The organism is Gallaecimonas kandeliae (genome assembly GCF_030450055.1).
GTDB classification, from domain to species: domain Bacteria; phylum Pseudomonadota; class Gammaproteobacteria; order Enterobacterales; family Gallaecimonadaceae; genus Gallaecimonas; species Gallaecimonas kandeliae.
Window position 1 is genome coordinate 531,597 of record NZ_CP118480.1, and the last position, 25,731, is coordinate 557,327.

General features: G+C 66.0%; 19 protein-coding genes and 3 tRNA genes. 7 read left to right on the top strand and 15 right to left on the bottom strand.

Features of this window, described 5'->3' with window-relative positions; translation table 11 throughout:
- Positions 1-72 precede the first annotated feature (72 nt).
- The 3 genes from PVT67_RS02505 to djlA are packed head-to-tail and all read left to right on the top strand — an operon-like array spanning position 73 to position 2,458.
- On the top strand, positions 73-1,005 hold the full coding sequence (locus tag PVT67_RS02505; RefSeq protein WP_301497484.1) for an aminoglycoside phosphotransferase family protein: 933 nt from the start codon (positions 73-75) through the stop codon (positions 1,003-1,005).
- The gene (murU, locus tag PVT67_RS02510) at positions 1,002-1,658 is read left to right on the top strand and encodes an N-acetylmuramate alpha-1-phosphate uridylyltransferase MurU (protein WP_301497486.1); all 657 of its coding nucleotides are present in this window, start codon (positions 1,002-1,004) and stop codon (positions 1,656-1,658) included. The genes PVT67_RS02505 and murU overlap by 4 nt, the downstream gene beginning before the upstream one ends.
- The gene (gene djlA / locus PVT67_RS02515; RefSeq protein WP_301497488.1) at positions 1,658-2,458 is read left to right on the top strand and encodes a co-chaperone DjlA; all 801 of its coding nucleotides are present in this window, start codon (positions 1,658-1,660) and stop codon (positions 2,456-2,458) included. Before murU ends, djlA begins: the two co-directional genes overlap by 1 nt.
- Positions 2,459-2,487: 29 nt before the next feature.
- Here the strand turns inward: djlA and PVT67_RS02520 are convergent, their stop codons facing one another.
- Positions 2,488-3,048: a hypothetical protein gene (locus PVT67_RS02520; protein ID WP_301497490.1), complete on the bottom strand. Its 561-nt coding sequence runs from the start codon at positions 3,046-3,048 to the stop codon at positions 2,488-2,490.
- A gap of 15 nt (positions 3,049-3,063) precedes the next feature.
- Positions 3,064-5,934, bottom strand: a complete 2,871-nt coding sequence (rapA, locus tag PVT67_RS02525; RefSeq protein ID WP_301497492.1) for an RNA polymerase-associated protein RapA — start codon at positions 5,932-5,934, stop codon at positions 3,064-3,066.
- Between the two features lie 166 nt (positions 5,935-6,100).
- On the opposite strand from rapA, the gene PVT67_RS02530 reads away from it, so the two are divergent.
- Positions 6,101-7,483: a PhoH family protein gene (locus PVT67_RS02530; RefSeq protein WP_301497494.1), complete on the top strand. Its 1,383-nt coding sequence runs from the start codon at positions 6,101-6,103 to the stop codon at positions 7,481-7,483.
- An 8-nt stretch (positions 7,484-7,491) separates the two neighbouring features.
- On the opposite strand, the gene PVT67_RS02535 is transcribed toward PVT67_RS02530, so the two are convergent.
- Entirely contained in the window at positions 7,492-7,710 is a 219-nt protein-coding gene (locus PVT67_RS02535; protein ID WP_336407796.1) for a DUF1289 domain-containing protein, read from the bottom strand.
- Positions 7,711-7,792: 82 nt separating this feature from the next.
- Between PVT67_RS02535 and PVT67_RS02540 the strand changes: the two genes are divergently transcribed.
- Complete coding sequence (locus PVT67_RS02540) at positions 7,793-8,806, top strand: GGDEF domain-containing protein (protein WP_301497496.1); 1,014 nt, start codon at positions 7,793-7,795, stop codon at positions 8,804-8,806.
- Between the two features lie 43 nt (positions 8,807-8,849).
- On the opposite strand, the gene PVT67_RS02545 is transcribed toward PVT67_RS02540, so the two are convergent.
- The 4 genes from PVT67_RS02545 to PVT67_RS02560 all read right to left on the bottom strand — a co-directional run bounded on the left by PVT67_RS02545 (position 8,850) and on the right by PVT67_RS02560 (position 10,409).
- Positions 8,850-8,935: transfer RNA gene (locus tag PVT67_RS02545), tRNA-Leu, on the bottom strand.
- Positions 8,936-9,005: 70 nt separating this feature from the next.
- A tRNA-Leu gene (locus PVT67_RS02550) sits at positions 9,006-9,091 on the bottom strand.
- A gap of 163 nt (positions 9,092-9,254) precedes the next feature.
- Positions 9,255-9,340 (bottom strand) — tRNA-Leu (locus PVT67_RS02555).
- A 46-nt stretch (positions 9,341-9,386) separates the two neighbouring features.
- The gene (locus PVT67_RS02560) at positions 9,387-10,409 is read right to left on the bottom strand and encodes a methyltransferase (protein WP_301497498.1); all 1,023 of its coding nucleotides are present in this window, start codon (positions 10,407-10,409) and stop codon (positions 9,387-9,389) included.
- A gap of 95 nt (positions 10,410-10,504) precedes the next feature.
- On the opposite strand from PVT67_RS02560, the gene PVT67_RS02565 reads away from it, so the two are divergent.
- Positions 10,505-12,886, top strand: coding sequence for a putative bifunctional diguanylate cyclase/phosphodiesterase (locus PVT67_RS02565; RefSeq protein WP_301497500.1), 2,382 nt, complete (start codon positions 10,505-10,507; stop codon positions 12,884-12,886).
- Positions 12,887-13,047: 161 nt separating this feature from the next.
- Here PVT67_RS02565 and PVT67_RS02570 read toward each other — a convergent pair whose 3' ends face one another.
- The 5 genes from PVT67_RS02570 to PVT67_RS02590 form a co-directional block, all read right to left on the bottom strand.
- On the bottom strand, positions 13,048-14,370 hold the full coding sequence (locus PVT67_RS02570) for a sugar MFS transporter (RefSeq protein WP_301497502.1): 1,323 nt from the start codon (positions 14,368-14,370) through the stop codon (positions 13,048-13,050).
- 50 nt (positions 14,371-14,420) lie between these two features.
- Complete coding sequence (gene nagA, locus PVT67_RS02575; RefSeq protein WP_301497504.1) at positions 14,421-15,536, bottom strand: N-acetylglucosamine-6-phosphate deacetylase; 1,116 nt, start codon at positions 15,534-15,536, stop codon at positions 14,421-14,423.
- On the bottom strand, positions 15,536-16,528 hold the full coding sequence (gene nagB-II, locus PVT67_RS02580) for a glucosamine-6-phosphate deaminase NagB-II (protein WP_301497506.1): 993 nt from the start codon (positions 16,526-16,528) through the stop codon (positions 15,536-15,538). Before nagB-II ends, nagA begins: the two co-directional genes overlap by 1 nt.
- Complete coding sequence (nagK, locus tag PVT67_RS02585; protein ID WP_336407797.1) at positions 16,525-17,415, bottom strand: N-acetylglucosamine kinase; 891 nt, start codon at positions 17,413-17,415, stop codon at positions 16,525-16,527. Before nagK ends, nagB-II begins: the two co-directional genes overlap by 4 nt.
- 170 nt (positions 17,416-17,585) lie before the next feature.
- The gene (locus PVT67_RS02590) at positions 17,586-20,159 is read right to left on the bottom strand and encodes a family 20 glycosylhydrolase (protein WP_301497510.1); all 2,574 of its coding nucleotides are present in this window, start codon (positions 20,157-20,159) and stop codon (positions 17,586-17,588) included.
- 147 nt (positions 20,160-20,306) lie between these two features.
- On the opposite strand from PVT67_RS02590, the gene PVT67_RS02595 reads away from it, so the two are divergent.
- A complete protein-coding gene (locus PVT67_RS02595; protein ID WP_301497512.1) occupies positions 20,307-21,833 on the top strand; it encodes a tetratricopeptide repeat-containing sulfotransferase family protein in 1,527 nt (508 codons plus the stop codon).
- Here PVT67_RS02595 and PVT67_RS02600 read toward each other — a convergent pair.
- Genes PVT67_RS02600 through PVT67_RS02610 form a run of 3 tightly spaced genes read right to left on the bottom strand, consistent with a single transcriptional unit; the run spans position 21,830 to position 25,635 of the window.
- Positions 21,830-23,338, bottom strand: coding sequence for a tryptophan halogenase family protein (locus PVT67_RS02600; RefSeq protein ID WP_301497514.1), 1,509 nt, complete (start codon positions 23,336-23,338; stop codon positions 21,830-21,832). The genes PVT67_RS02595 and PVT67_RS02600 overlap by 4 nt on opposite strands.
- A gap of 15 nt (positions 23,339-23,353) precedes the next feature.
- On the bottom strand, positions 23,354-24,901 hold the full coding sequence (locus tag PVT67_RS02605) for a tryptophan halogenase family protein (protein ID WP_301497516.1): 1,548 nt from the start codon (positions 24,899-24,901) through the stop codon (positions 23,354-23,356).
- 5 nt (positions 24,902-24,906) lie between these two features.
- Positions 24,907-25,635: a SapC family protein gene (locus PVT67_RS02610; RefSeq protein WP_301497518.1), complete on the bottom strand. Its 729-nt coding sequence runs from the start codon at positions 25,633-25,635 to the stop codon at positions 24,907-24,909.
- Positions 25,636-25,731 lie beyond the last annotated feature (96 nt).

Consider the following 25,731-nt stretch of genomic DNA (forward strand, 5'->3'; position numbering starts at 1 on the left):
CCGGTTTATCCGGAGAGGCGAATCATAATGCAATTTTCCCGCCCGGGCTATTGAGCTATATTGGCCGCCACTATGCGACAAGCCCCTATCCCAACCCTGCAAGACTGGGCCTGCGGCCAGCTCGGCCTGAAGGGCTGCCCCTTCACGCCCCTGGCTGGCGATGCCGGCAGCCGCCGTTACTGGCGCCTCGGTGGCGGCGACGACAGCGCCATACTGGTGAGCTACCCCCAGGGGGAGCAGGCCGCCATGGCCGCCTTCACCCGGATAGCCAAGGCCCTGGCCGAGGCCGGCGTGCTGGTACCAGAGCCCCTGGCCGCTACCGACAACGCCATGCTGCTGCCCGACCTCGGCGACAGGCTTCTCAGCGGCCTGGCGCCCAGCGAACGCGGCCCCTGGTACCGGAAGGCGGTGGCGCTGCTTGCCAAGGTGCAGGGCCTGACGCTGGAGCTGCCCCAGGCCGGCATGGCCTTTGTCCAGCGCAAGCGGGATTTGTTCCAGGATTGGTACCTGGGCCGCCATCTCGGCGTCGAACTGGCCCCGGGCCGCCTGGACGGGGTCTTCGCCCTGCTCTTCGACAACTTCTTTGCCCAACCCTTGGTGCCGGCCCACCGTGACTACCACGGTCGCAACTTGCACTTGGTGGGGCAGGAACTGGCGGTGATCGACTTCCAGGACATGCAGTTGCTGCCTCTGGCCTACGACGCCGTCTCCCTGATCCGCGACAGCTACGTGGCCCTGAGCCTGGAAGAGGAAGAAGCCCTCATCGCCCAGGCCTTTGCCCAGCAGGCCAAAACCGGCGACCAGGCCCAGTTTCGCCGTTGGCTGGATCTCACCGGGGTGCTGCGCCAGCTCAAGGTGCTGGGGATCTTCTGCCGCCTCCACTACCAGGACGGTAAATCCGGCTACCTCCAGGATCTGGTCCCCACCCGCGACAAACTGCTGCGGGTGGCAAGGGGTTATCCCGAACTGGCGCCTCTGGTGGCATTGTTGGATGCCAACTCATGAAGGCCATGATCCTGGCCGCCGGCCGCGGCGAGCGGATGCGGCCCCTCACCGACCGTTGCCCCAAGCCGCTGCTGAGCGCCGGCGGTAAGCCCCTGATAGTCCACCATATCGAGAGGCTGCGCGCCGCCGGCATCCAGGAGCTGGTGATCAACACCGCCTGGCTGGGGGAGCAGTTCCCCGCTGCCTTGGGGGACGGCCGCGCCTTCGGGGTCAACATCCAGTATTCCCACGAGGGCACGGCTTTGGAAACGGCCGGCGGTATCCGCCGCGCCTTGCCGCTCCTCGGCGAGGGGGACTTCCTGCTGGTCAATGGCGACGTCTACTGCGACTGTGATTTTGAGGCCGTGGCGGCGGCCAAGGCCCCCAGCCTGCTGCTGGTGGACAACCCGCCCCAGCATCCTGGCGGCGACTTCGGCCTGGTGGGCGGACTGGTGGCCAACGAACCCCGCCAGTACACCTATGCCGGCATCGCCAAGCTGGACAGCCGGCTCTTCGTGGCGCTGCCAGAGGGCCATGGCGCCCTGGGGCCCCTGCTGCGCCGCTGGGCCGATGAAGGGCGCCTCGGCGGCCTCTACCACGGTGGCTACTGGCAGGACGTGGGGACGCCAGAGCGGCTCGAGGCCCTCGATGCTTTTCTCAAGGAGCGGCGCTGATGTGGGGCCGCATCATCGGATTGCTGCTGGGGCTGGCCTTTGCCTGGCTGCCGGGCGCCATCCTGGGTTTTGTGGTGGGCTGGTGGTTCGACAGGGCCCTGGCCCGGGATTTTCGCGGCGCCGGTTTCGGTAAGCTCTGGCACCGCCTGGACGAGGCCGGGCGGGAACAGCTCTTCTTCCACACCAGCTTCGCGGTGATGGGCCATCTGGCCAAGGCCAAGGGCCGGGTGCGGGAGGAGGACATCGCCGCCGCCAGCGCCCTGATGGACAGGCTGCATCTATCCGGCGCCAAGCGCCGCGCCGCCCAGGAGGCTTTCCGCGAAGGCAAGGCCGCCGGCTACCCCCTGGAAGCGGCGGTGCAGGCCATGGGTGAGGCCCTGGCCGGCCAGCATGACCTCCTGCAGCTGTTCATGGAGATCCAGGTGGCCCTGGCCCTGGCCGACGGCAAGCTGCAGGTCGCCGAGCGCAAGGTGCTGGAGAGGGTCCGCAAGAGCCTGGGACTGCCGGAACGGATGTTGGACGGCCTCATTCGCATGGCCAAGGCCGGACAGGCCTTCACCCAAGCGCCTGAGCAGTCCCGCTATGGCCGCCTGGGCCAGGCTTACGAACTGCTGGGCCTGAGCCCCGAAGCGGACATGGCAGCGGTGCGCCGAGCCTACAAGAAGGCCATGGCTGAACATCACCCGGACAAGCTGATGGCCAAGGGCCTGCCGCCGGAGATGCAGGAGCTGGCCAAGGAGCGGACCCAGGCCATCCAGGCCGCCTATCGGCAGATCAAGGCCCACAGGGAAGGGACCTAAAGAAAACGCCGGGCAATGCCCGGCGCTTTTCATGGTGCTAGAGGCGCCTTGAGACTCTTCAGCCAGCCCTGGATCAGCTCCGCCTGCTCCTGCTCCTCTCCCTTGGTGTCGCCGCGCAGGGCCAGGGCCTGGAAGCGGCTCTGGGGCTGGCCTGCTATGCGCTGGCGGCGTAGCCGCAGGTCGTCGGACAGAGGCAGCCTGGGGGCGTTGACCAGATCCAGGGTCGGCTTGCCGAGGGTCTCAGGTTTGAAGTCGGCATTGATGAAGATGCAGGCCTCGAAGGCCCCTTGCTGGCAGGGCTCGAAGAGGCGGCCGTCGTTGCTGACCAGCACCTTGCCGGCCGTGCCGTCCTGGGGCAGCTCCGGGCGGCTTTCCACGCCCAGGCCCAGCTCCGACAGCGCCTTGCCCAGGGCCGGGTGCAGGCTGCCCACCAGCAGCAGCTGCGCCGTAGCGCCGCCCGCCGGCTGGTAGTTGGGGGCAGGAGCGCCGGCCGGGATGCCTGCAGGGGCATCCTGGGTCCTACCCCCAGCCGGTTCGGCCGGGGTTCCTGCCTGGGAAGCCAACAGCAATGCCGCCAGGGCAAGCTTCATGCCCGTACTCCCTCTTTACTCGTTGACCACCACTATGAGGCGCACCATGTCGAGGCGCAAGCTGGCCTCGCCGACGTGTTTGAGCAGGGCCTGGCACCTAGCCTCCAGGGCTTCCAGCTCGTCGTCGCGGATGCTGGGGTTGACGGCCTTGAGGGCCTTGAGGCGGGCCAGCTCGCCGCCCAGCTCCTGCTCTATGCGCGCGCGTGCCTCGCTCACCAGATCGGCCACCTGGGGCTCCACCTGGGCCTGGGCCTGTTGGATCAGGCCATGGATCAGGCCCTGGGAGGCCACCGCCAGCTTGGAGGCGGTGTGGCGCTTGATGGGGGTGAGCTGGCGGTTGAAGTTGTCGAAGGCCACCTTGGGCGCCAGATCCTTGCCGGTCTTGTCCAGCAGCAGGCGGATCGGTGTCAGGGGCAGGTAGCGGTCCAGCTGCAGCTGCTTGGGCGCCTGGTGCTCGGTGACGAACACCAGCTCCACGAAGGTGGTGCCGGCCGGCAGCGCCTTGTTCTTCAAAAGCGCCACAGAGGCGTTGCCCATGTCGCCGGTCAGCACGGCGTCCATGGCGGAGATCACCAAAGGATGGTCCCAGGTCAGGAACTGCACATGGTCACGGGACAGGGCGTATTCCCGGTCGAAGGTGGTCTGAATACCGTCTTCTTCGAGGCCGGGCAGGGCGGTGAGCATGCGCTCGCCGGGGCGCAGCAGCTGGGTGTAGTCGTCCAGATCTTCCTGGTCGACGCCGAACACGTCCAGCACCTGGGTCAGGAAGATGGGCAGCTTGGGATCATAGTCGAGGGTGGCTATCTGCCCGGCCAGCTTCTCGCCCTGGCCGTTGCCCTGGGAGGCCAGCTCCAGCAGGCGGTCGCGGCCCTGCTCCAGCTGCGCCATCAGCTCGGTGTAGCGGGCCTTGGCGGCGTCGATGAGACCGGCCATGGCGTCGGCCTCCTCGGCCAGCAAGGCGGCCTTGAGTTCGGCTTCCTGGGCTTCGAAGAGGGGGGCGCCGACCGGGCAGGTGGCCTCGAAGGCGTTCAGGCCCTGGTGGTACCAATCCTGGAGGCGCTGCTGGGCGGTACCTGCCAGGTGGGGGCAGTAGATCCGTACCACCCGCTCCTGGCCGATGCGGTCCAGGCGGCCGATGCGCTGCTCGAGGAGATCGGGGTTCAGGGGCAGGTCGAACAGCACCAGTTGATGGGCAAACTGGAAGTTGCGGCCTTCGGAGCCTATTTCGGAGCAAAGCAGGATCTGCGAGCCTTCCTCGTCGGCGAAGAAGGCGGCGGCGCGGTCACGCTCTATGATGGACAGGTCCTCATGGAAGACGGCGGCCTGGATGCCGTGCTTCTCGCGCAGGTGGTCACAGATGGCCTGCACCTGGCGCTTCTTGTGGGCGATCAGCACCACCTTGTCGCCGCCGTTGCCCTGGAGGTGCTCCACCAGCCACTGCACCCGAGGGTCGTGCTGGCACCAGCTGTTGCCATCGTCCCCTTCGAAGGCCTGGTAGATGAGCTCGGGGTTGAGCAGCTCTTCGAGTTTTTCCGCTTCGCTCTTGCGGCCGGCCATCATCTTGCCGACCCGCACAGCCGTGGCGTAGGCGGTGGGCATGGCCAGGGGCAGGCTGACCAGCTGGCGGCCCGGGAAGCCCTGGACGGCGGCGCGGGTGTTGCGCAGCAGCACCCGGCTGGTGCCGTGGCGGTCGATGAGGGCGCCCACCAGCTTGCGGCGATCGCTGTCGCTGCCACCGGCCAGGGCGGCCAGCTCGTCGCCCAGTTCGGCCACCAGGGCGAGGTCGGCATCAGCCAGGGTTTCGCCGTCCAGCAGCTTCTGGGCCAGGGCGGCCAGGGGCTGGTACTGGGCTTCTTCGGCGCAGAAGGCCTCGTAGTCGTGGAAGCGTTCGCCGTCCAAGAGGCGCAGCCGGGCGAAGTGGCTCTGGTGGCCGAGCTGGTCCGGGGTGGCGGTCAGCAGCAGCACAGAGGGAATGGCTTCGGCCAGGGCTTCCACCACCTGGTATTCGCGGCTGGCCTTGCCGTCTTCCCAGGCCAGGTGATGGGCTTCGTCCACCACCAGCATGTCCCAGTCCGCCTCCAGCAGCTGGTCGAAACGGGCCTTGCGCTTGGCGATCAGATCCAGGCTCACCATCACCAGCTGGGCGGTGTCGAAGGGGTTGTCGGCGTCGTGCTCGGCCTCTTCCAGGCGGCTCTCGTCGAAGAGGGCGAAGTTGAGGTTGAAGCGGCGGCGCATCTCCACCAGCCACTGGTGCATCAGGTTCTCGGGCAGCAGCAGCAGTACCCGCTCGGCGTGGCCGGCGCGCAGCTGCTGGTGCACTATCATGCCCGCTTCCACCGTCTTGCCGAGGCCCACTTCGTCGGCCAGCAGCACCCTGGGGGCTTGGCGGTTGCCTACTTCGTTGGCGATGTAGAGCTGGTGGGGGATGAGGTCCATGCGGGCGCCCAGCAGGCCGCGCAGCGGGCTCTGGGACAACTGGTGCATCTGCTCCAACGTCTGGTAGCGCAAGGTGAACCAGTCGGTACGGTCCAGCTGGCCGGCGAAGAGGCGGTCCTGGGGCTTGTTGAGGTTGATGACGCCGTCGATGAAGGTCTCGCGCAGGCTGGCGGGCTCGCCGTTGTCCTGGCGGGGGCCGTGGTAGGTCAGCAGGCCGCCGTTCTCTTCCACCTGTTCGACGATGAGGCCCCAGCCGTCGTGGCTCTGTACCTTGTCGCCCTCGCGGAAGCTGACCCTGGTGATGGGGGCGTCCACCCGGCTGTAGAGGCGGGTTTCCCCGCTGGCCGGGAAGAGGACGGTGAGGGTACGGTTGTCGAGGGCGACGACGGTACCCAGACCCAGGTCGGATTCAGCATCGGCGATAAAGCGTTGGCCAAGGGCAAGAGACATCAAACAAAGCTCCGAAGGCGGGGAAAGGCGGCGTATGTTACCCAAGAGCATGGAGGGAGGCAAAAGCGAGAAGACTTGATCCTGGTCTCCCTTTTGTCACGGAACTATGGTTAAAGTGACATTGAGGTGAAAACACCTTCATTGGCCGTCAGTTAGGGAGAGCGCTATGGCTCCAGACGAAAAGAAAGTCTATATCCTCGACACCAACATCCTGCTGCACGAACCCCTCGCCATCTACTCCTTCGACGAACACGACGTTCTGATCCCCATGACAGTGCTGGAAGAGCTGGACAACATAAAGGACAGGCGCACCGACATTTCCCGTGACGCCAGGGCTGCCATCCGCGCCTTGGACGATGTCTTCAAGAACACCAGCCCGGAGGAGATCACTGCCGGCGTGCCCCTGCCCAGCCACGACCTGGAAGGCAACCGCGGCCACATCTCCATCTTCGCCGACCACGAGGTCAAGGGCGAGCTGGCCCATGTGCCGGGCTCGGAGGCGGACAACAAGATCATCAACGCCGCCCTGCACCTGCAGAAGGAGAAGGCACCCACCAAGGTGGTGCTGGTCACCAAAGACATCAACATGCGGCTCAAGGCCAAGGGTGCCGGGCTGCGCCATGTGGAGGACTACCGCACCGACCAGCTGGTGGACGACATCCGCTACCTGGCCAAGGGCTACCAGGAGATCGACGGCAAGCTCTGGGACAAGGTCAGCAAGGTGGAAACGGCGACCCAGGGCCGCGACACCATCCACAGCATCGCCGCCGGTGTGCTGGAAAACCTCTACACCAACGAATACCTGCTGGACGCCAGCGACGACTTCGCCGCCCGGGTGCTGGAGCACAACGACAAAGGGGTCAAGCTGCTGGACTTGGGCCGTGACAGGCTGCTGGCCCAGCACGCCTGGGGCATAAGCCCGAAGAACATCTACCAGGGCCTGGCCCTGCATGCCTTGATGGATCCCAGCCTGGATCTGGTGATGCTGACCGGCCCGGCGGGCTCCGGCAAGACGCTGCTGGCCATGGCCGCCGCCCTGGAGCTGGTGATCGAAAGGGGCCTCTACGACAAGGTGATAGTGACCCGCAACACCCCTGAGATAGCGGAGAGCATCGGTTTTTTGCCCGGCACCGAGGAGGAGAAGATGCTGCCCTGGCTGGCCGCCATCACCGACACCCTGGAGGTGCTGCACGGCTCAGACGCCCACCCGTCCGGCAGCCTGCAATACATCATGGACAAGGCCAATATCCAGTTCAAATCGGTCAACTTCATGCGGGGGCGCTCCATCCAGAACGCCATAGTGCTGATAGACGAGAGCCAGAACCTCACCGCCAGCCAGCTCAAGACCATACTCACCCGCTGCGGCGAGGGCACCAAGATGATCTGTTCGGGCAACCTGGCGCAGATCGACTCCAACTACCTCAGCCCGGTGACCTCGGGCCTGACCTACATCGTCGAGAAGTTCAAGGACTTCCCGGGCAGCGCCAATGTCTATCTGGACGGTGTGGTGCGGAGCCGGCTGGCGTCCTTCGCGGAGGAGAACCTCTAGGGGAAAGCTTAGAGATCGTCTTCGGATTGCAGGCGGGCCTTCAGGGCCCGCCTTTTCTTGCGCTGCTGGCAGAGTTCTATGACTTTGCGCTTCTCGGCGTCGGACAGCTGGTTCCAGTTGAAGCGCTCGTCCCGGGAACGCATGCAGCCCAGGCAATAACCGCGGCTGTCTGCCTGGCAGACCCCGATGCAGGGGGAGGGGATCTCGAAGAATTCCAGCTGTTCCATGGAGGCAGCATAGCAGTTGTCAGGGGGGGCTCGCATCTATACTGAAAGCCTCCACAGGGAAGAGAGTGGGAGCACCAATCTCATGGCTAATGCCCATTTGGTGGTCGATGAACTGGTCGACCTGACGGCGTTGCGCGACCAGGAGCTGTTGGATTTCAGCCTGCTGAAAACGGTGGGCAAGTTCCTGACGCCGAGCGGCATGCAACTGCTGACCCTGGACACCAAGGCCAGGCCGCTGCTGCAGATCGCCTACCGCCACGACAAATACCTGCTCAACCGTGACCAGATCAGCCTCGCCGAGGAGGTCACCACGGCCATAGAGCGCATCGGCATGGCCAGGGACGGGGAGTTCACCCATCCCTGTGCCGAAGGATTCCTGGTGGCTTATGCCCTCCACGCCAGCCGCAGCAGCCGCAGCTACCTGGTGGTGGAGGTGTCCGAACCGGTATCCAAGCTCAATGCCCACCTGGTGTCCGGCCTGCTGCAGATCTACCGCAACTTCTGCAACCTGCTGGAGGAATCGCAGCGGGATCCCCTGACTGGCCTTGCCAACCGCAAGAGCTTCGATGACAGGCTGCAAAGGGCCTTCAGCCAGCAACCGTTGCCCGACGAGGTCCCAGAGGAAAGGCGGGCCCAGCCAGGCCGGGAGCTGTGGCTGGCCATGATCGACATCGACAACTTCAAGGCGGTCAACGACAGGTTCGGTCATCTCTATGGCGACGAGGTGCTGCTGCTGATGGCGCAGTTGATGACGGGGCTGTTCCGGGAGGGGGATCTGGTCTTTCGCTTCGGCGGGGAGGAGTTTGTCGTCATATTGCGCTGCGAGGGCCAGGCGGCCTGCAGGGTCTGCCTGGAGCGGTTTCGCCGGGCCGTCGAGGAGCGCACTTTCCCGCAGATAGGGGTGGTGACGGTCAGCATAGGCGTTGCCCGCCTGGCGCGGGACGTCTTTCCCGTCACCCTGCTGGATTACGCCGACCAGGCGCTTTACCACAGCAAGAAGTCGGGCAAGAACAGGGTGACCTTCTTCGACGATCTGCTGGCGGCCGGGCTGGCCAGCGTAAAAGAGGTGGTCGACGGCGGCGTGACCCTGTTTTAGGCATGAAAAAAGGCCGGCTAAAAAGCCGACCTTTTCTCTAAGGTGGTGCAGATGGGGAGACTTGAACTCCCACGACCAGAGGTCACTAACACCTGAAGCTAGCGCGTCTACCAATTCCGCCACATCTGCAAATTGTCGGACCCTTTTAAGCCGCGTCCCGGGCTAAAAAAACCTCGGCTTACCGAGGTCTTAAAATTTGTGGTGCAGATGGGGAGACTTGAACTCCCACGACCAGAGGTCACTAACACCTGAAGCTAGCGCGTCTACCAATTCCGCCACATCTGCACAAATTGTCATGGGAAGCATCGCTTTCCACGGGGAGGCATTCTACTTATACCGGCTGCCTCGTCAACGGTTTTTTTAGCGGCCTGCGACTGTTTGCGCGAAAGCTGAGCAGCGGCCACATCCAGGCAACAAAAAACCCGGCCTGAGCCGGGTTTCTCGAATTTGGTGCAGATGGGGAGACTTGAACTCCCACGACCAGAGGTCACTAACACCTGAAGCTAGCGCGTCTACCAATTCCGCCACATCTGCGTGTGGAGCTGCATTGTATGGATGCGCGGCCAAAGGTCAAGGCTTTTTATCGGCCCGAGCCCCGGCAGTAGAGGATCTTGAACTGGCTGCTGGTGGCCAGGGTGTCCACCTTGTTGTTGAAGCCGGCGGCCAGCAGCGGCTCGTACTTGAGGAAGCGGTTGGCCACCAGCACCAGATCGCCCCCCTGCACCAGCCGTTTGGGGGCCTCGGCGATAAGCTGCTCTGTGGCGCTGTAGTCGGTACCCACCCCTGTGTGGAAGGGCGGGTTGCTGATGATCTGGTGGAAGCGGCCGGTCAGGGCGGAAAGGCCGTCCGAGGGGGTCACCTTGGCGTTGGTGATGCCGTTGGCCTCGAGGGTCAGTTCCGAGGCCTTGATGGCCAGTGCCGAGACATCCAGCATCTCCACCTGGGCCTGGGGCGCCTTCTTGGCCAGATAGGTACCTATGACGCCGGCACCGCAGCCGAAATCGAGGATACGGCCTGTCTTGACCCTGGGCAGGCTCTCCAGCAGCAAGCGGGTGCCGGTGTCCAGTTCGCCGTGACTGAAGACACCGGGCAGGCTGACCACCTTGAGGCTTTCACCCGCCACCTCCAGCTCGAACTGCTGCTGCCAGTCGGCGAGGTCGAAGGCAGGGGCCTTCTCGGTGAGGGTCACCTCAAAAAGGCTGCAATGACGGGCGCTGTCGATCTTCATGGGCGCGCCATAGGGTTCCAGCAACTTGGCGGCGGACTTGATGCCGGCCTTGTTCTCGCCGGCCAGCAGCAGCCTGCCGCCCACCGGCAGCAGGGCGGCCAGGGCGGCCAACAGCATCCGGGCTTCGTCCTTGCTTTTCGGCATCACCAGCACCGCCTGCTCCACCTCGACCCCCTGGGGGGCCGGCCCGAACTGGGCGCGCTCGCCCAGGACCTTGGCCGCCAACTGCCAGGCCACGAAATCGGTGTTGTGGGTCAGGAGTTCAGCCTCCCATTCCCTGGCCAGTTGATCCCGGGGGGACTGGCTGATGAGGAGGGGGGCGTCGTCGAAATGGGGCTGATTGCGGAGCAGGAGCTGGCTGACGTTGTGAAGCATGGAATGGGTCCTTGGCGTGAAGCGGCCAGTATAGCACTGGCTATACTCAAGTCTGAGCATCAATGCCGTCGACCTGCCAGGGAGGCCCTTTCTCGATGTCCAGGCGCATAGCTCCAGCCCGCAACCAGGATCCCCCCTTCATCAGCCTGCAACTCAAGCTCAGCCTGATCTTGCTGGTGCTGCTGGCGGGTTTCGCCCTGGCCCAGTACTGGTGGACGCTGCAGCAACAACAGTCCCTGCTGGACGAACGCCAGGCCAGGGCTAACCAAGGCGTCACCCGGCTCTTCAACGGCTACCTCCAGGCACAGCGGCAACAGGCCGAACAGTTGGTTTACGCCCTGCTGGGCGATGAGTCCCTGGGCGCGGACGCCATCCGGGCCCGGCTGGCAGAGCGCTGGCCCCGCCTCCAGCAACAGGGGCAGTGGCAGCGCCTGACCTTGCGCCGGGGCAACCAGATCCTGATGAACCTCGGTACTCCCCGGCCTGTGGCCACAACCCTTGACGAGGACGGCGGCCTCTATTGCCTGGTGCGTTGCGTACAGCAGCTGACCTTGCCGTTGCAGGACGGGCTGCAACTGGAGCTGGTGCTGCCGCTGCAGGCCGTACTGGCGCAGATCCACAGCCAATTGGACCTGGACCTGCTGCTGCTGAGGCCGGGGGCAGGCGCCCGAGTCTGGGGCCTGGGGGTGGCCGAGTCGGCGGCCAGCCCCGCCCTGATGACCCACCTCCAGCAATTGACAGGCAGTCATCCCTTCAGCGAACAGCAGATCCGGGGCGCCAACCGGCGCTGGCTGACCTGGTGGCTGCCCCTGGAGCAGTTGCCCGCCGCCGGCCTGCTGGTGGGTGTCGATCTCAGTCTGGAAGCGGCCGACGCCCTGGTCTGGCAGGGCCAGGTGCTGTGGTGGCTGCTGGGTGGCCTCTTCGCCATCGGCATCAGCCTCTGGGGCTGGCACCTGCGGCGGCGCCTGGCCGGCCAGGTGGCCCTGTTGCCTTGCCTGGCTCAGCAGCCCCAGGCCCTGCCGGCCAGGAAGCCGGGGCGCAGCCGGGACGAACTGGACGAACTGGCCGATGCCAACCAGGAACTGGCCGGGCAGCTGGCGGCGATGGACGCCAAGATGCAGAACCAGTTGGAGATGCTGGAGTACCGGCTGCGCTACGATCCCCTGACCGGCCTTGCCAACCGCAACCACCTGGAAGAAAAGCTGACCTTGCTGCTCAGCCACAACGACGGGGAAGAGCTGGCGGTGATCTTCGCCGATATCCAGCAGTTCAAGGCGATCAACGACAGCCTGGGCTACGAGCAGGGAGATCTGCTGCTGCAGGAGGTGGCCAAGCGGCTGCGGGAGGCGGCCGGCAGCTGCCAGGGGCTGGGGCGCTTCAGTGCCGACAAGTTCGTGGTGTTGCTGCGTTTTCGGGAAAGGGAGCAGCTCAAGCTGATGCTGCAGCAGCTGCACTGGCACCTCCAGTCCCCCATAGTGTTGCCCGGCATCAGCTGCCAGGTGGCGGCGGTGATGGGGGTGGCGGTCATCAAGGACGAACCCCTCAACCCCTCTGAACTGCTGCGCCGGGCCGAGTTGGCCCTGCACCATGCCAAGGCGGCAGGCCGCAGCCAGGGCTATTACAACAGCGACATGCAGGACAGGCTCAAGGCCAGGTTGGAGCTGGAGCGGGACCTGATTGATGCCCTCAAGCTGCAACAGTTCGAGCTGCACCTCCAGCCCAAGTACCGGCTGGATGACGGCACCCTGGCCGGCTTCGAGGGCTTGATCCGCTGGCACCATCCTAAGAAGGGACTGGTGAGTCCCCAGGCCTTCATTCCCCAACTGGAAAGCACCGACAGGATCATCGATCTCGGCTACTGGGTCATCGAAGAGGCCCTGGCCATGTTGGCAAGGCTCGAAGCCTCGGGGCTGCGGGACTGCCACCTGGCGGTGAACCTGGCCTGCCGCCAGTTCCTCGACGCCTCCCTGCCCACCTTCGTGGCTTCGGCGCTGCGCCGCCACCAGCTGGACGCCAGCCGCCTGGAGCTGGAAGTCACCGAATCGAGCCTGGTGGACCACTTCGACAATGCCGTCGCCTCCCTGGAGGCCGTCAAGGCCCTGGGTGTGACTGTGGCCATAGACGACTTCGGGACCGGCTATTCGTCCTTGAGCTACCTGCGCAAGCTGCCCTTCGACGTGGTGAAGATCGATCGCAGCTTCGTCATAGGCCTGGGCCAGGACGAGATGACAGGCCAGATAGTGCAGAGCCTGGTCGAGCTGGTTCACAACCTGGGCGGCGAGGTGGTGGCCGAGGGCATAGAGACACAGCAGCAGCTGCGGGTCTTGACCGACCTGGGCTGCGACCTCGGCCAGGGCCTGCTGTTGGGGCCGCCCTTGTCCGAGGCCCAGCTGCTGCGCCGCCTGGGGCCCGAGTTGCACGAACTGCCCATCATCAGGCCAAAAAAAGCCCGGCTGGGCCGGGTAAGGGAGGATTGACGGCGGCAGGGCCTGACGGAGAATGGCCCTGCCGCCTGGTCTACCCCGGCTACGGAACGGGGCAGAGGCACCCGCCATGCATGGCGCCTCCAGGGAAAGGAGCCAGGGGTTGCGGGTGAATGGCGCTGCTGAGCGGGCCGGCGTCCCGGCCCGAGTTCAGATCACCAGCGGCGTTTCTTGTGGCCCACCAGGGCGAAATGGAGGATGAAGGCATAACAGGGCAGCATCAGCAGGTAGGCCTGCTGGTTGCTGAAGAGATCCGACAGCAGGCCGTAGAGCAGCGGCACCAAGGCGCCGCCGGCGATCCCCATGATCAGCAGCGCCGAACCTCTCGCCGTGAATTTGCCGAGGCCGTCCAGGGCCAGGGGCCAGACGGCCGGCCAGACCAGGGCGTTGGCCAGGCCCAGCAGGGCCACGAAGGTGACCGTATTGGGCAGGGGCGGCAGGCCCAGCCAGCCCCAGAGCAGACTGGACAGCCAGTGATGGTCTGGGCTTGAGAACACCACCGACAGGCAGAGCACCACCCCCAGCAGTGCCGACAGGGTCAGGGCCTGGGCCTGCTTGATGACCCTCGGGATCAGCGCCAGTCCCAGCAGGTAGCCCAGCACCATGAAGGCCATGGTGTAGGAGGTCAGGGAGGTGGCATTGGCCACTCCCAGCTTGGAACCGAAGAGCCCTATGGTGTCCCCCGCTATCACTTCCACCCCCACATAGAAGAAGAGGGTCAGGGCGCCCAGCACCAGCTGCGGGAAGTGCAGCACCGAGTGCTTATCGCCGTGGTCGTGCAGCTCGGCCTGCTCGTGCTCGATTTCCAGCTCCGGCAAGGGTGAGAAGTTCATGGCCACCGCCAGCACCAGCAACGCCAGGCCCATGCCGAGGTAGGGCAGGATAAGGCCGTGGGCCAGGGACGCCACCTGGGCCGCCCTGGCCGCCGGCTCCAGGGCCGCCACCGTCTTGGCGGTGATGCCCTGGAAATCTCCCAGCACCAGGGCGGTGAAGACGATGGGCGCCGCCACGCCGGCGCCCTTGTTGAGCAGCCCCATCACCGAGATGCGGGCGGCGGCACTTTCCTTGGGCCCTATGTGCACTATGTAGGGGTTGGAAGCGGTCTGCAGTATGGTCAGGCCCGTGCCCACCACGAACTGGGAGACCAGGAAGATGGCGAAGGTCTGACTGAGGGCGGCCGGGATAAAGCCCAGGCAGCCCAGGGCGATCAGCCCCAGGCCCAGGCTCATGCCCTTCTTGTAGCCGGTGCGCTCCAGGAGCCAGGCCATGGGCAGGGCCGTGACCGTGTAGGCGATATAGAAGGAGAAGGCCACGAACAGCGACTGGGTACTCGACAGATCGCAGACGATCTGCAGGAAGGGGATCAGGGCCCCGTTCAACCAGGTGATGAAGCCGAAGATGAAGAACAAGGTGCCGATGATGGCCATGGGCACCAGGCTGCTGCGGGTGTTGACTGGCGTACTCATAGTTGCGTCCATGGGTTTACCTTCAGTGGTTGTCTGCGCCTGACGGCGCTTGTCGGGACGGATCAGGCCATTTGGCCGCCTATCCAGCTTTGTTTTACTTCCAGGTCGTTGCTGAGCAATACCATGTCGGCCTTCATGCCCGGTTGCAGCAGGCCGCCGCCGTCCAGGCCCAGATAGCGGGCCGGGGTCAGGCCGGCCATTTGCAACGCCTGCTCCAGGCTGGCGCCCATCTGGGCCATGGCGTTGCGCACCGCCGTGGCCATGTCCAGGGCCGAGCCGGCCAGGCGGCCGTCCTTGTCTGTCATGCGGTCGCCGTCCCGGTAGAGGACGTCCCCGAAATAGGGATAGTGGCGCTCGCTGCTGCCGACGGCGGCCATGGCGTCCGTCACCAGCATCAGCCCCTCCACGCCCTTGGCCTTGAAGGCCAGGCGGGCGCAGGCCGGGTGCAGGTGGTAGCCGTCGAGGATGATGCCGCAGCGGGCGTCACCGGCCAGGGCAGCGCCCACCATGCCGGGGCTGCGCGAACCCAGCTGCGACATGGCGTTGAAGAGGTGGGTGAAGCCGTCGGCACCGGCGGCCAGGGCGGCCTGGACGGTATCGAAGTCGGCGTCGCTGTGGCCCAGGCATACCTTGACCCCGGCCTGCACCAGCTGGCGGATGTCTTCGGGATGGACAGTCTCTGGCGCCACCGTCAGCAGCCTCACTCCCAGATCCTCCCGGCAGTAGAGGGCCATCTCGGCCTGGCCAAGGCGGCGGATATGCTCGCGCTTGTGGATGCCCTTGCGGGGCTCGGACAGGTGCGGCCCTTCGAAATGGATGCCCAGCACCCCGGGCAGTTTTTGGGCCAGGGCCTGGCTGACGGCGGCGGCGGCGGCTGCCATCTTGGCCAGATCGTCGGTGATCAGGGTCGGCAGCATGGCTGTGGTGCCGAAGCGGGCATGGGCGGCCACCATGGCCGCCAGGCAATGGAGATCTGGGCTTTCGTTGAAGAGCTGGCCGCCACCGCCGTTGACCTGGATATCGACAAAGCCCGGCACCAGCATGCCGTCCAGCTTCTCGGCGCCGCTTGAGTTGTCCAGGCCCAGGGCCACCACCTTGTCGCCACTCAGGCTGATGGTGCAGTCCTGGTGCCACTGGTGGCCGTCGAAGAGCCGGGAGACGCGGTAGCTGCGCAGCATCAGAGGGTCCTCGTCACCTTGTTGAGGCCGGCCGGCGCGTCCGGGTTCAGGCCCAGCTGCACCGCCACCTCGGCGATGTCCAGGTAGAAGCGTTGCAGCAGGCAGAGCGGCGCCAGCCTGGGGTGCACGGCTTCTTCCACCTTGAGGTGCAGCACCTTGGCGCCGCGACCTTCCACGTCCGCTATCTGGGCTTGGTGGTTGGCGGCCGACTCGTCGTCTACCTGCAGTTCGATGACGGTCAGGGGCCTGGAGGCCAGGGTCACGGGGCCGTGGAGGAACTCGGCGCTGGAGAAGGCCTCGGCCTGGATGCCGCAGACCTCCTTGAGCTTGAGGGCCAGCTCCCGGGAGATGGCGTAGCCGAGGCCACGCCCCAGCACTATGCCGTGGCGCAGCGCCTTGAGGTCGTCCAGGCGCAGCTGGGGCTGGCCCTTGCAGACCTTGTCCAGCACCTGGGGCAGGGCGGTGAGGGCCTGTTCCAGCTCCTTGTTGCGGGTCCAGGCTGCCACCAATTGGGCGATGGCCGAGAGGGTGCAGAGGTAGCTCTTGGTGGCGGCCACCGCCGTCTCGGGGCCGGCCTTCAGTGGCAACACGGCGTCGGCCAGTTCGGCCAGGGGCGAGCGTTCGTCGTTGACCAGGGCCAGCACCATGGCGCCGGCGGCCTTGGCCGCTTCGGCCTGGGCCAGGATATCGGGGCTGCGGCCGCTCTGGGAGATCACCAGCACCAGGGCGTCCTTGAGCTGCAGCTGGCGGCCATAGACGCTGGTCACGCTGGGGGCCGCTGCGCAGACAGGTACCCCGGTTTCTATTTCAATCAAGTACTTGGCGAAGACGCCGGCATGGTCGGAAGAGCCGCGCCCCACCATCATCACCAGCCTGGGCTTGAGCTTGCGGATCCGCTCTCCCAGCATGGCCGCCAATGTGGCGTTGTGGCTCAGTTGTTCGGCGATGCGCTGGGCGCTTTCACGGGCCTCGGTAGCCATCAGGGTGGTCATACGGCTTTTCCTCCTGCCGAGCGTTGTTGGGCAAAGAAAATGGCGCCCATTTCGGGCTCTTGCAGCGCCGGGGACAACAGCGCCGCGGTTTGGGAAGACAGATGCGGCTGCCAGAGCGGCGCCAGGCCACCGATCATCGACAGCCGGAGCCGGCCGGCCGGGCTCAGCTTCTGGGCCAGGGCGTCCAGGTAGGCGGCGCCCTCATTGATGAGGCCGCCGGCCAGGGCGTCGCCGGCCTTGGCCTCGGCAAAGACCAGGCCCGCCAGGCGGGCGAAGACGGCGGACGGTTGGCCGGAGAACTGGTCCATCAGGGCAGTGGCGTCCTGGGTGCCGGTGCTTTCCAGCACCCTCTCGACCAGGGAGGTATCCGGGCCCAGCCCATCCAGGGCCAGCAAGGTGGCCTGCACGGCGGCCAGCCCCAGCCAGGCGCCGCTTGCCTTGTCACCTAGGGGGAAGCCGTGCCCGCCCAGAAACTGTTGCTCATCGCCGTCCTGGGCGAAGCCGCTGGAGCCGGTGCCGGTGATGATGACGGCGCCTTCCTCGCCCTGGTGGGCGCCGAGGCAGGCGATGTGCAGATCCGTGGTCAGGAAGAAGGCGGCGAAGGGGTGGGCCCAGGCCAACATGGCGCTGTGGGTGCGGGGGGCGTTGATGCCGGCAAGGCCTGCCCCCACTATCAGGTGCCCCAGCAGGTTCTGGGACAGGCCGGCCGACGCCAGGGCGCTGCTGGCGCTGGCCAGTACCGCCTCCTGGGCCCTTTCCAGGCCCTGCACCGGGTTGGCCGGGCCCGCCAGGCCTTCTCCCAGTATGCCGCCGGCCGGGCTGTAAAGCAGGGCCCGGCACTTGCTGCCGCCGCCGTCAATGCCCAGGTAAAGCTTCTCGTCACTCATCATTCCATCCGTACCTTGTCTTGCCGCCAGCCCCTTTCGGAACAGAAATCAACCAGCTTGGGATTGAGCCTAACAGAGAAATGACAGCGTTGTCATTTTATTCTCGGCGCCAATTTAAAATTCTCGTTACAACGTTGCCAAAAATGTGATGAAGCTCGGCCGGCCAGCAGTCAGTGGCCGCTGGCCACCGCCAGGGGACGGCTGCCGCGGGGCCAGCCCGGCAGGCGGCTGCGCACTTCCACCTTGCCTTTGACGGCGACTCCCGCCCGGTAGGGCAGCCAGGGGCCGCCGTCCTGGCGGTATTGGATGGTCAGCCCTGGCCAGGGCAGGTTGGCGTGCAGCTGGCCACCTTCGATGACGGCGCCTGGGGGAGGCAGGCGGAACATCACCTGGCTTCGGGCCAGCTCCGGCAGCGCCTTGTGGACCAGGGCGGCGGCAAAGCCCTGCCAATCGGCCAGCTGCTGCTGGCGGCGGGCGGCGTCGAAGTGGCCGCTGTGCTGGTCGTAGTGGCGGCCAGGCACATAGGGCAGTTCCCAGGGGGCTTTGTGCCAGGCCCGTTCGGCGAAGGCGAACAGGCGGGGGAAGAGCATGTACTGGGCGCGGCTGTCGCTGCGCACCGTTTCGCTCCACAGCTGGGCCTGGAAGCCGGTGATCTGCTGGCCGTCCTTGAGGGGGCTGGCGTCGTCCGCCTGGTAAGGGTGGCCCATGCGGTCAGTCCAGAGTTCGGCCAGGGCCGGCAGGTTGTCGGGCATGAACTGGAACACCTGGAAGCTGTCGGTGGCGCGGGAGCCCCAGTAGTAGCCGGGCTCCTTGGGATCGGCCTGGTAGGGGAAGTCGAAGTAGAGCACGTCCGGCAGGGACAGCACCGTATCCCAGCCGCGGTTGGCGAAATCCTGGGCCTTGTTGTGGCCGCCCCAGTAGAGGGTGTCCCAGATGTTGGCCTGGATCCGGGGTGCCAGGGCCTGGCGTTTGACATGGCTGAGGCCGTCGCTCCAGGCCGCCGCCGTGATGCCCATGTCGTTGACCATGTGGGTGATCCGCTGCACGAAGTAGCCGGTCAGCTGCTCGGCGTCGGCCAGGCCTTCCTGCTTCATCAGCGCCTGGCAGCGGGGGGAGTTCTTCCAGGCCCCGGCCGTCTCGTCGGCGCCGATGTGGTAGCGGCGCAGCGGCACTCCCACGGCCTGGTGCATGGCCTGGACTTCGGACAACACCTTCTGGATGAAGTTGTAGGTGCTGTCCAGGCAGGGGTTGAGGGTGTTGTCGTCGTAGTACTGCACCGAGCTGTAGACCGTCTTGTCGTCGAAGTCGCTGAGCAGGTAGCGGTTGGCTTGTTCTGGTTTCTCGGCGCGCATCAGCTGGCGGTAGCGGGCCAGCATGGCCTTGATGGCGGCGCGGGAGTGGCCTGGCATGTCCAGGGAGGGGATCACCTCGATATGGCGGGCCTGGGCGTAGAGCAGGATCTGCTGGTAGTCGGCCACGCTCAGGTAGCCGTTGACCGGGGTGTTGCGGCTTGGGCCGCTGCCCAGCATGGGCAGCAGGCATTGCTGCTCCTTGGGGTCGAAGCAGCGGTAGGCGCCGAGGTCGGTCAGCTCCGGCAGGCCCGGGATCTGCAACCGCCAGCCTTCGTCGTCGGCCAGGTGCAGGTGCAGCTTGTTGAGCTTGAGGCTGGCCATGCTGTCCAGCAGCCCCAGGATCATGGCCTTGCTGTGGAAGTTGCGGGCGATGTCCAGGTGGACGCCGCGAAAGCCGTAGCGGGGGGCGTCCTCGAAATGGCCCTGGGGCACTGTCCTGGTGGCGGGGTCCAGCAACGAGGCAAGGCTTTCCAGGCCGTAGAAGTAACCGGCGCCGCTGCCGGCCGAAACCTTGACGCCCCCATCGTCGATGTCGAGCCGGTAGGCCTCTGCGTGCAGGGTGGCGGACGGGGCCAGTTGCACCGGCATCCCGGCCGGGTCGTCCTTCACCCCCAGCTTGGCCAGCCGCGCCAGGGCCGCTTCCACCGCCGGCGTCGCCACCAGGCGGATGCCGCCGGCCAGGCTCAGGCGCTGGCCATTGGGCTGGCTGGAGGCCATGGCCGGGATGATGCGCTCACCGGCCTTGGCCGGAGCTGCCGCCAGGGTTTGGTTCTGGTGGTAAAGCCAGGCCGCCGTGGCCTGGGGGATCTGATCTTCCGGGTTGCGGCGCTGCTGGGCCGGCATTGTGAAAGGGGCTGCATGGGGCAGATAGTGCAGGCCGCTGTCGGGGTCGATGCGCTCCTCGGTGGAGGTCACTGTCCGCGGCGCCAAGCCGGGAGCCGCCAGGAAATAGTTGGGCATCACGTCGGATTCGGACACCGACCAGAAGGCGGCCTTGAACGGGATGCGATAGCGCTGGTGGGCCTTGAAGCCCTTGAAGGCGGCCGTCGGCACCAGGCGGTGCAGGTCGCCGTTGAGGTGCTGGATGTCGAAGAGCGCGCTGCCGTCTGACTCGATGGGCACAGTGCTGGAGAAGTAAAGCCGCCAGCCGCTGGCCGGCAGATCCACCGGCAGCTCAAGGCTCAGGCTGGCGTCGAAGCAGTGGCCGTTGCCCTCCTTGGGATCGCAGCCCCGGGCCTGGAGGTTGTCCTCGACCCGGTATTGCACTTGGAGTTGGCGGGCCAGGCTATCCAGTTCCTGCTGGACCAGGGGCTGGGCCAGGGCCGGTGCGCAAAGCGCCAGGGCGGCGAACCACAGGCGGCAGAGCCGGGGCAGGTGCTGACCAATCCTCATGCGATACCTCTATCCTCAAGGGCCCTCTTGGGCGCGCTTCTATCAGTAGCAGTGACAGCGTTGTCATTTCATGCTAACAAAGCTTTTACCTGATGAAAATCTTTTGTAGGGTCAGGAAGTTCCCTGCAGCCCCGTCAAGGAGCCCCCTTGGTCATCACCTTTTCCCTGCCTCCTGATCCCCAGCCGCTGAGCCTGGGCCTGCACCAGGCCCTGCGGCTGCTGAGCGGCCTGATGCAGGGCGGCAAGCCCCTGCAGGCCCAGGCCTTGGCCCAGGCCCTGGCCGAGCAGGCCCCCGACGAGCCCAGCGTCCAGGTGTCGCTGCTTAGGCAGCTGCTGCTGGGCAGCGATTTTGCCGGCCTGGAGCGCCAGGCCAGGAGGGCGCTGGCCCTCTTCCCGCACTTGATGCCCGCCTGCCTCGGCCTCTGCCTGGCCCTGCGTTACCGCCACGCCCATCTCGAGGCCTGCGAGCTGCTGGAGAATTGGCTTGAGGACGGCGGCTTTGGCGAGGCCGAAAAGCTGGCCCTGCGCCACCAACTGGGAGTGCTGCAAAAGGAGCTTGGCCTGCTGGCCGAGGCCAAGGCCAACTTCGACCTCTGCCTGGCGGCGCGGCCCGAGATGACCGAGGCCTACTGGAGCAAGGCCGACCTCGGCGTGCCGGAGGAGAGGGAGCTGGCGGCCATGGCCGAGCTGTACCAGAGCCGCCCCTGGCCGCCCCAGGCCGAGGCCCAGCTCTGCTACGCCCTCGGCCAAGGCTGGGAGCGCCTCGGGCAGGCGGAGCCGGCCTTTTCCTGGTACCAGAAGGGGGCCAGGGCCAGGCGCCAGGTGCAGCCCTATGACGGCGAGGCGGCCAGGGCTGAGCTGGCAAAGATCCAGGCGGCCTTTCCTTTGGGGCAGGCTTTGTCCCAGGCCGAGGCGGGGCAGGGGCCTATGCCCATCTTCATCTGCGGCCTGCCGCGCAGCGGTACTTCGTTGCTGGAACAGTTGCTTTCGGCCCTGCCGGAGGTGAGCGCCCTGGGGGAAACGGTGGAAATGGCCCAGGCCAGCCAGCAGCTGTTGTTGGCCAAAGGCCTGGCGCAGCCCTTTCCCGACTGGGTGGCGGCATTGGACAAGGCCGACTGGCAGGCCCTGGGGGACGCTTATCTGCAGCGCATAGGGCCGCGCTGCGAGGGGGGCTGGGCCACCGACAAGATGCCGATGAATTTCAAGGCCATAGGCCTTATCAAGCAGGCCCTGCCCCAGGCCAGGATCTTGCACTGCAGGCGCGCCCCCATGGACAACCTCTGGGGCTGCTACAAGCAGCTGTTCGCCGACGGCGCCGCCTTCAGCTACGGCCTTGAGGATCTGGCCGACTATTACCTGGCCTATGAACAGCTGATGGCCCACTGGCACCGGCTGCTGCCGGGGCAAATTCTGGACGTGCAGTACGAGACCCTGGTGCGTGAACCCCACCAGACCCTGGTCGGCATCTTGCGCTTCGTCGGCCTCGGGCCCAGCGAGGAGCGCATCGGCCAGTGCCTCGACTTCCACCACGGCGGCGGCGCCGTGCCGACCTTGAGCGCCAGCCAGCTGCGCCAGGGGCTGTCGGCAGGGGGCATAGGCCGCTGGCGGCGTTTTGCCCCCCAGCTCGCGCCCTTGCGGGCCCGCCTGGAAGCGGGCGGTATTGCGGTCGATTAACCCAGGTTGCCCAGCAGCTCCAGGTAATGGCGATGGTCCAGGGCCTGGTGGCGGGCCTGTTCGTATTGCCGGGCCAGGCGCCGGAACAGGGCCTGGGCCTGCTGCTCATCGAGGTTCAACCCCAGCTCGGGATAGTGCTGCATGCCGTAGAGCACGTAGCGGTAGTTCTCGTCGGTGAAGGTGGTGCTGTAGCCGCCGGCGAGATCCAGGTATTCGCAGACCTTGTGCTTCCAGGCGTCCAGCTGAGTGGCCAGGGCCGGGCAGTGGCGCACCGACTCCCTGGCCCGGCGCCAGAAGGGGGTGTCGTCCCTGTCGGTCAGGCAGTAGTGCAGCACGATGAACTGTTTGAGATCCTCGTAGATCCCCAGCATCAGGCGGTTGTAGGAGTCCCGCACCGGCTGGTCCAGCGTCTTGGCCGAGAGGTGGGTGGCCAGCAGCCGGGCGCCCATGTTGATGACGTGCAGCCCCGTTGACTCCAGGGGCTCGATAAAACCCCCGGCCAGGCCCATGGCGATGCAGTTGCCCACCCAGAACCGCTGGCGGCAGCCGACTTTCATGTCCAGGTGCACGGCCTTGAGCACCTCGGCCTGGGGGCCCAGGTAGTCGCGCAGTGCCTGCTCCGCTTCTTCCCGGGTCAGGGCGTTGCCGTCGTAGACGTAGCCGGTGCCCTGGCGGTTGACCAGATCGATTTCCCAGACCCAGCCGTGGTCCAGGGCCGTGGCCTGGGTGTAGGGCTTGGGTTTGACGTCCCCTTCATAGGCTTTCTGGATGGCGACGGCGCGGTTCACCGGTAGCGCCTCGGCGAAGGAGCGCCAGTTGCCGGGGCTGAGCTTTTCCATCAGCAGGCCGCGAAAGCCGGTGCAGTCGATGAAGATGTCCCCGCCGACGCGGCCCTTGTCGGTCTGCACCGCCACTATGTTGCCGTCCACCACGTCGACGTCAGAGACGGTGGCCTCGATATGCTCGACCCCGGCCTCCACCGCCTTGCGGCGCAGGAAGCGGGCCATCAGGGTGGCGTCCAGGTGGTAGCCGTAGGGCACCAGGCCCTGGTAGGGGGCGGAATTCTTACCCTTGGCGCAGCGGCCTTCGGCCACCAGGTGGCTGCTGGTGCAGACCGCCTCGTCGTAACGGCCAGGGGGCCTGTCCTGCATCGCCAGCCAGGTGGAGGAAATGTCGATGTTGGCGCCGGAGAGGTTGGCCTCGAAGGGGTGGAAGTACTGGTGCATCTGGCCGGCCACCGGCTTCATCCAGTTGCGGAACAGGATGCCGGATTTGAGGGTGCCGTTGGCTTCTTTGAGCAGTTCGTTCTCGTCCAGGCCCATGGCGGCGAAGAAATAGCGGATGCTGTGCACCGTCGACTCGCCGACGCCGATGATGCCGATGTCGGGGCTCTCCACCACCCGTATTTGGCGGCTGCCCGGCTGCTGGTTGAAGTAGCGGTTGAGGTAGATGGCGGTCATCCAACCGGCGGCGCCGCCGCCGACTAGGGTGATGCTGGGGGCCATGGGGCTGTCCTTCTATCAGATCTTTTGCAGGCCATGTTGGCGGATACGGTCCAGTAGCTGGCGGTGGGGCAGCAGCTGGCTGCCGGCCTGCTGCAACCGTGCCGAGAGCCTTGCCTGGGTGTGGCGGGCGCCGGCTGGGTCCGCCAGCAAGTCGGGGCGGCCGGCCAGATCGGTGGGGTAGTGCATGCCGTACAGCACGTAGAGGTAGTTCTCCAGGCCGAAGACGGCGGAAATGTCGGTGAAGTCGTAGTGGCTGGGCAACTGGTGGCGCCAGTAGGCCAGGTTGTCCGCCAGGCTGTCGGGGATGGTGGCGGCGCTGCGGTTGTCCAGCCAGAAGGCGCTGTCGTCACGCTTCGACAGGCAGTAGTGCAGCTTGACGAAGTCGATGACCCTTTCCCAGGCGTAGCCGACCCTTTGGTTGAAGCGGCGGGCCGCGGCCGGGATCTGGGCCTGGCTGGCGGGGAACTGGTCGGCCAGCATCCGGGCCGTGATGTCGAACATCAGCAGGCCCGTGGCTTCCAGGGGCTCCACGAAGCCCTGGGACAGCCCTATGGCGACGCAGTTTTTCTCCCAGAATCTCTCCCGGTAACCCACCTGCATGGGGATGCGCCTCAGGACCAGGTCGTCGCCCCCTGGGCCCATATATTGGCGCAGCACCGCCTCGGCCTGCTCATGGCTGCTGTGGGCCGAGGAGTAGACGTAGCCCAGGCCGCGCCGGCCGGTCAGGCCTATGTCCCAGATCCAGCCCGCTTCCTTGGCGGTGGCCAGGGTGGCGCAGGGGATGGGCTGGGCCGGATCCTGGTAGGGCAGTTGTACCGCCAGGGCCTGGTCGCAGAGCAGGAACTGGCGCTGGTCCTTCAAGGGCACCTTCAGCCCCTGGCCCAGCAGCAGGGCGCCGAAGCCGCTGGCGTCCACGAAGAGATCCGCCTCCAGGGCGCCGGCGCTGTCGGTATGGAGGCAGCGGATGCTGCCGTCGGGGTGGTAGCCGATGTCCAGCACCTTGGCGCGGATGTACTCCACCCCCAGTTTGCCGGTGCCGTGGCGGGCCAGCAGGGCACCGAACTTGGCGGCGTCCAGGTGGTAGGCGTATTGGCAGACCCCCTGGTATTCGGCCTGGGTGGCCAGCTTGGGCCCCAGGCCCGCTTCGATAAGCCGGCCCTGGATGGCGACGGCGTCGGCATAGCTGCCTTGGGGATCGGCCAGCCAGAAGGGGGTGGGATCGCCGCCGAGGATCTCCGGGTAGTCGAAGAGGTGGTGGTAGCTGTTGCTGCCGTGGCGGGCCGGGTCCTGCTCCCAGTCGATGAACTGGATGCTCTGCTTGAAGGTGGCGTCGCACTGGCGGATCAGCTCGGTTTCGCTGATCCCCAGGTAGGCCAGGCTGTTGCGGATGGCCGGTACAGTGCCTTCCCCCACCCCTATGGTGGGGATGTCGGGGGCTTCCACCAGGCAAACCCTGACGCCCTGCGGCAGCCGGCTTTGCAGCCGCTTGGCCAGGTGGTTGGCGGCCAGCCAGCCGGCGGTGCCGCCTCCCACCACCAGTACCTTGCGCAGTCCCTGGCCCATGTCGATCAGCCCTGCTGCAGCGCCTGGTATTTGCGACTCAGGCGGTGGATCTGATTCATGGAGCAGAGATGGGCGTAGATGGGCGCCAGCAGGCCGCGGGAGCGGAACCACTCGAAGTCTTCGGCGCTAAGGGCGTTGAGGCGGGCCTCGTCGACGACGTAGATGCCGTTCACCATCACGTTCTCACCGCTTTCTAAGCGGAGCGTCAGTTCGCGGCCGATCAGCAGATCCTTGTCGGCCAGGGCCTTGATGAAGAGCTCCGTCATGTCGCTGTCGTTGACGTACTGCATCAGGGCCTGGACGCGGTCCTGCAGGTAGGGGCTCTGTTCGCCGTTTTCGTCGAACAGGGCTTCACCCTGGTGGGCGCTGACCAGTTCGCTGTTCTCGTCGATGCAGATGAGGGCGTTTTCCCTTTCTTCGTCCTGGAAGCTGACGGCGAAGGGCGGGTTGCGCAGGGCCAGGGGCACGAAGGGGGAGTCGAAATCCTCGCCCTGGCAGTAGAGGTTCTCACCGGCGCGCAGCCCCATCATGGCCACGGCGTTGAGCTGGCCGCTCTGACCGTGCTTGACGAAGATCACCGGGAATTCGCAGGCGGCGCCGACAAACTCACGCAGCACCAGGGGCACCAGGTGGTCGCCGGCGAAGCTCTGGAAGCGGGGCTGGCTGTCGACCTTGAGGTAGCCGTGGCTGTTGCTGTTGAGGGGAACGAAATTGACTTGGGGACTGTTAGACATTTGTTACTCCGGCTTGGGTGTTTGCCCAAGCATGCCTTAACTGGACCGGCCTTGGATATGAAAAAGGGGCCCGGGCCCCTTTTCCAATTTGGCGCA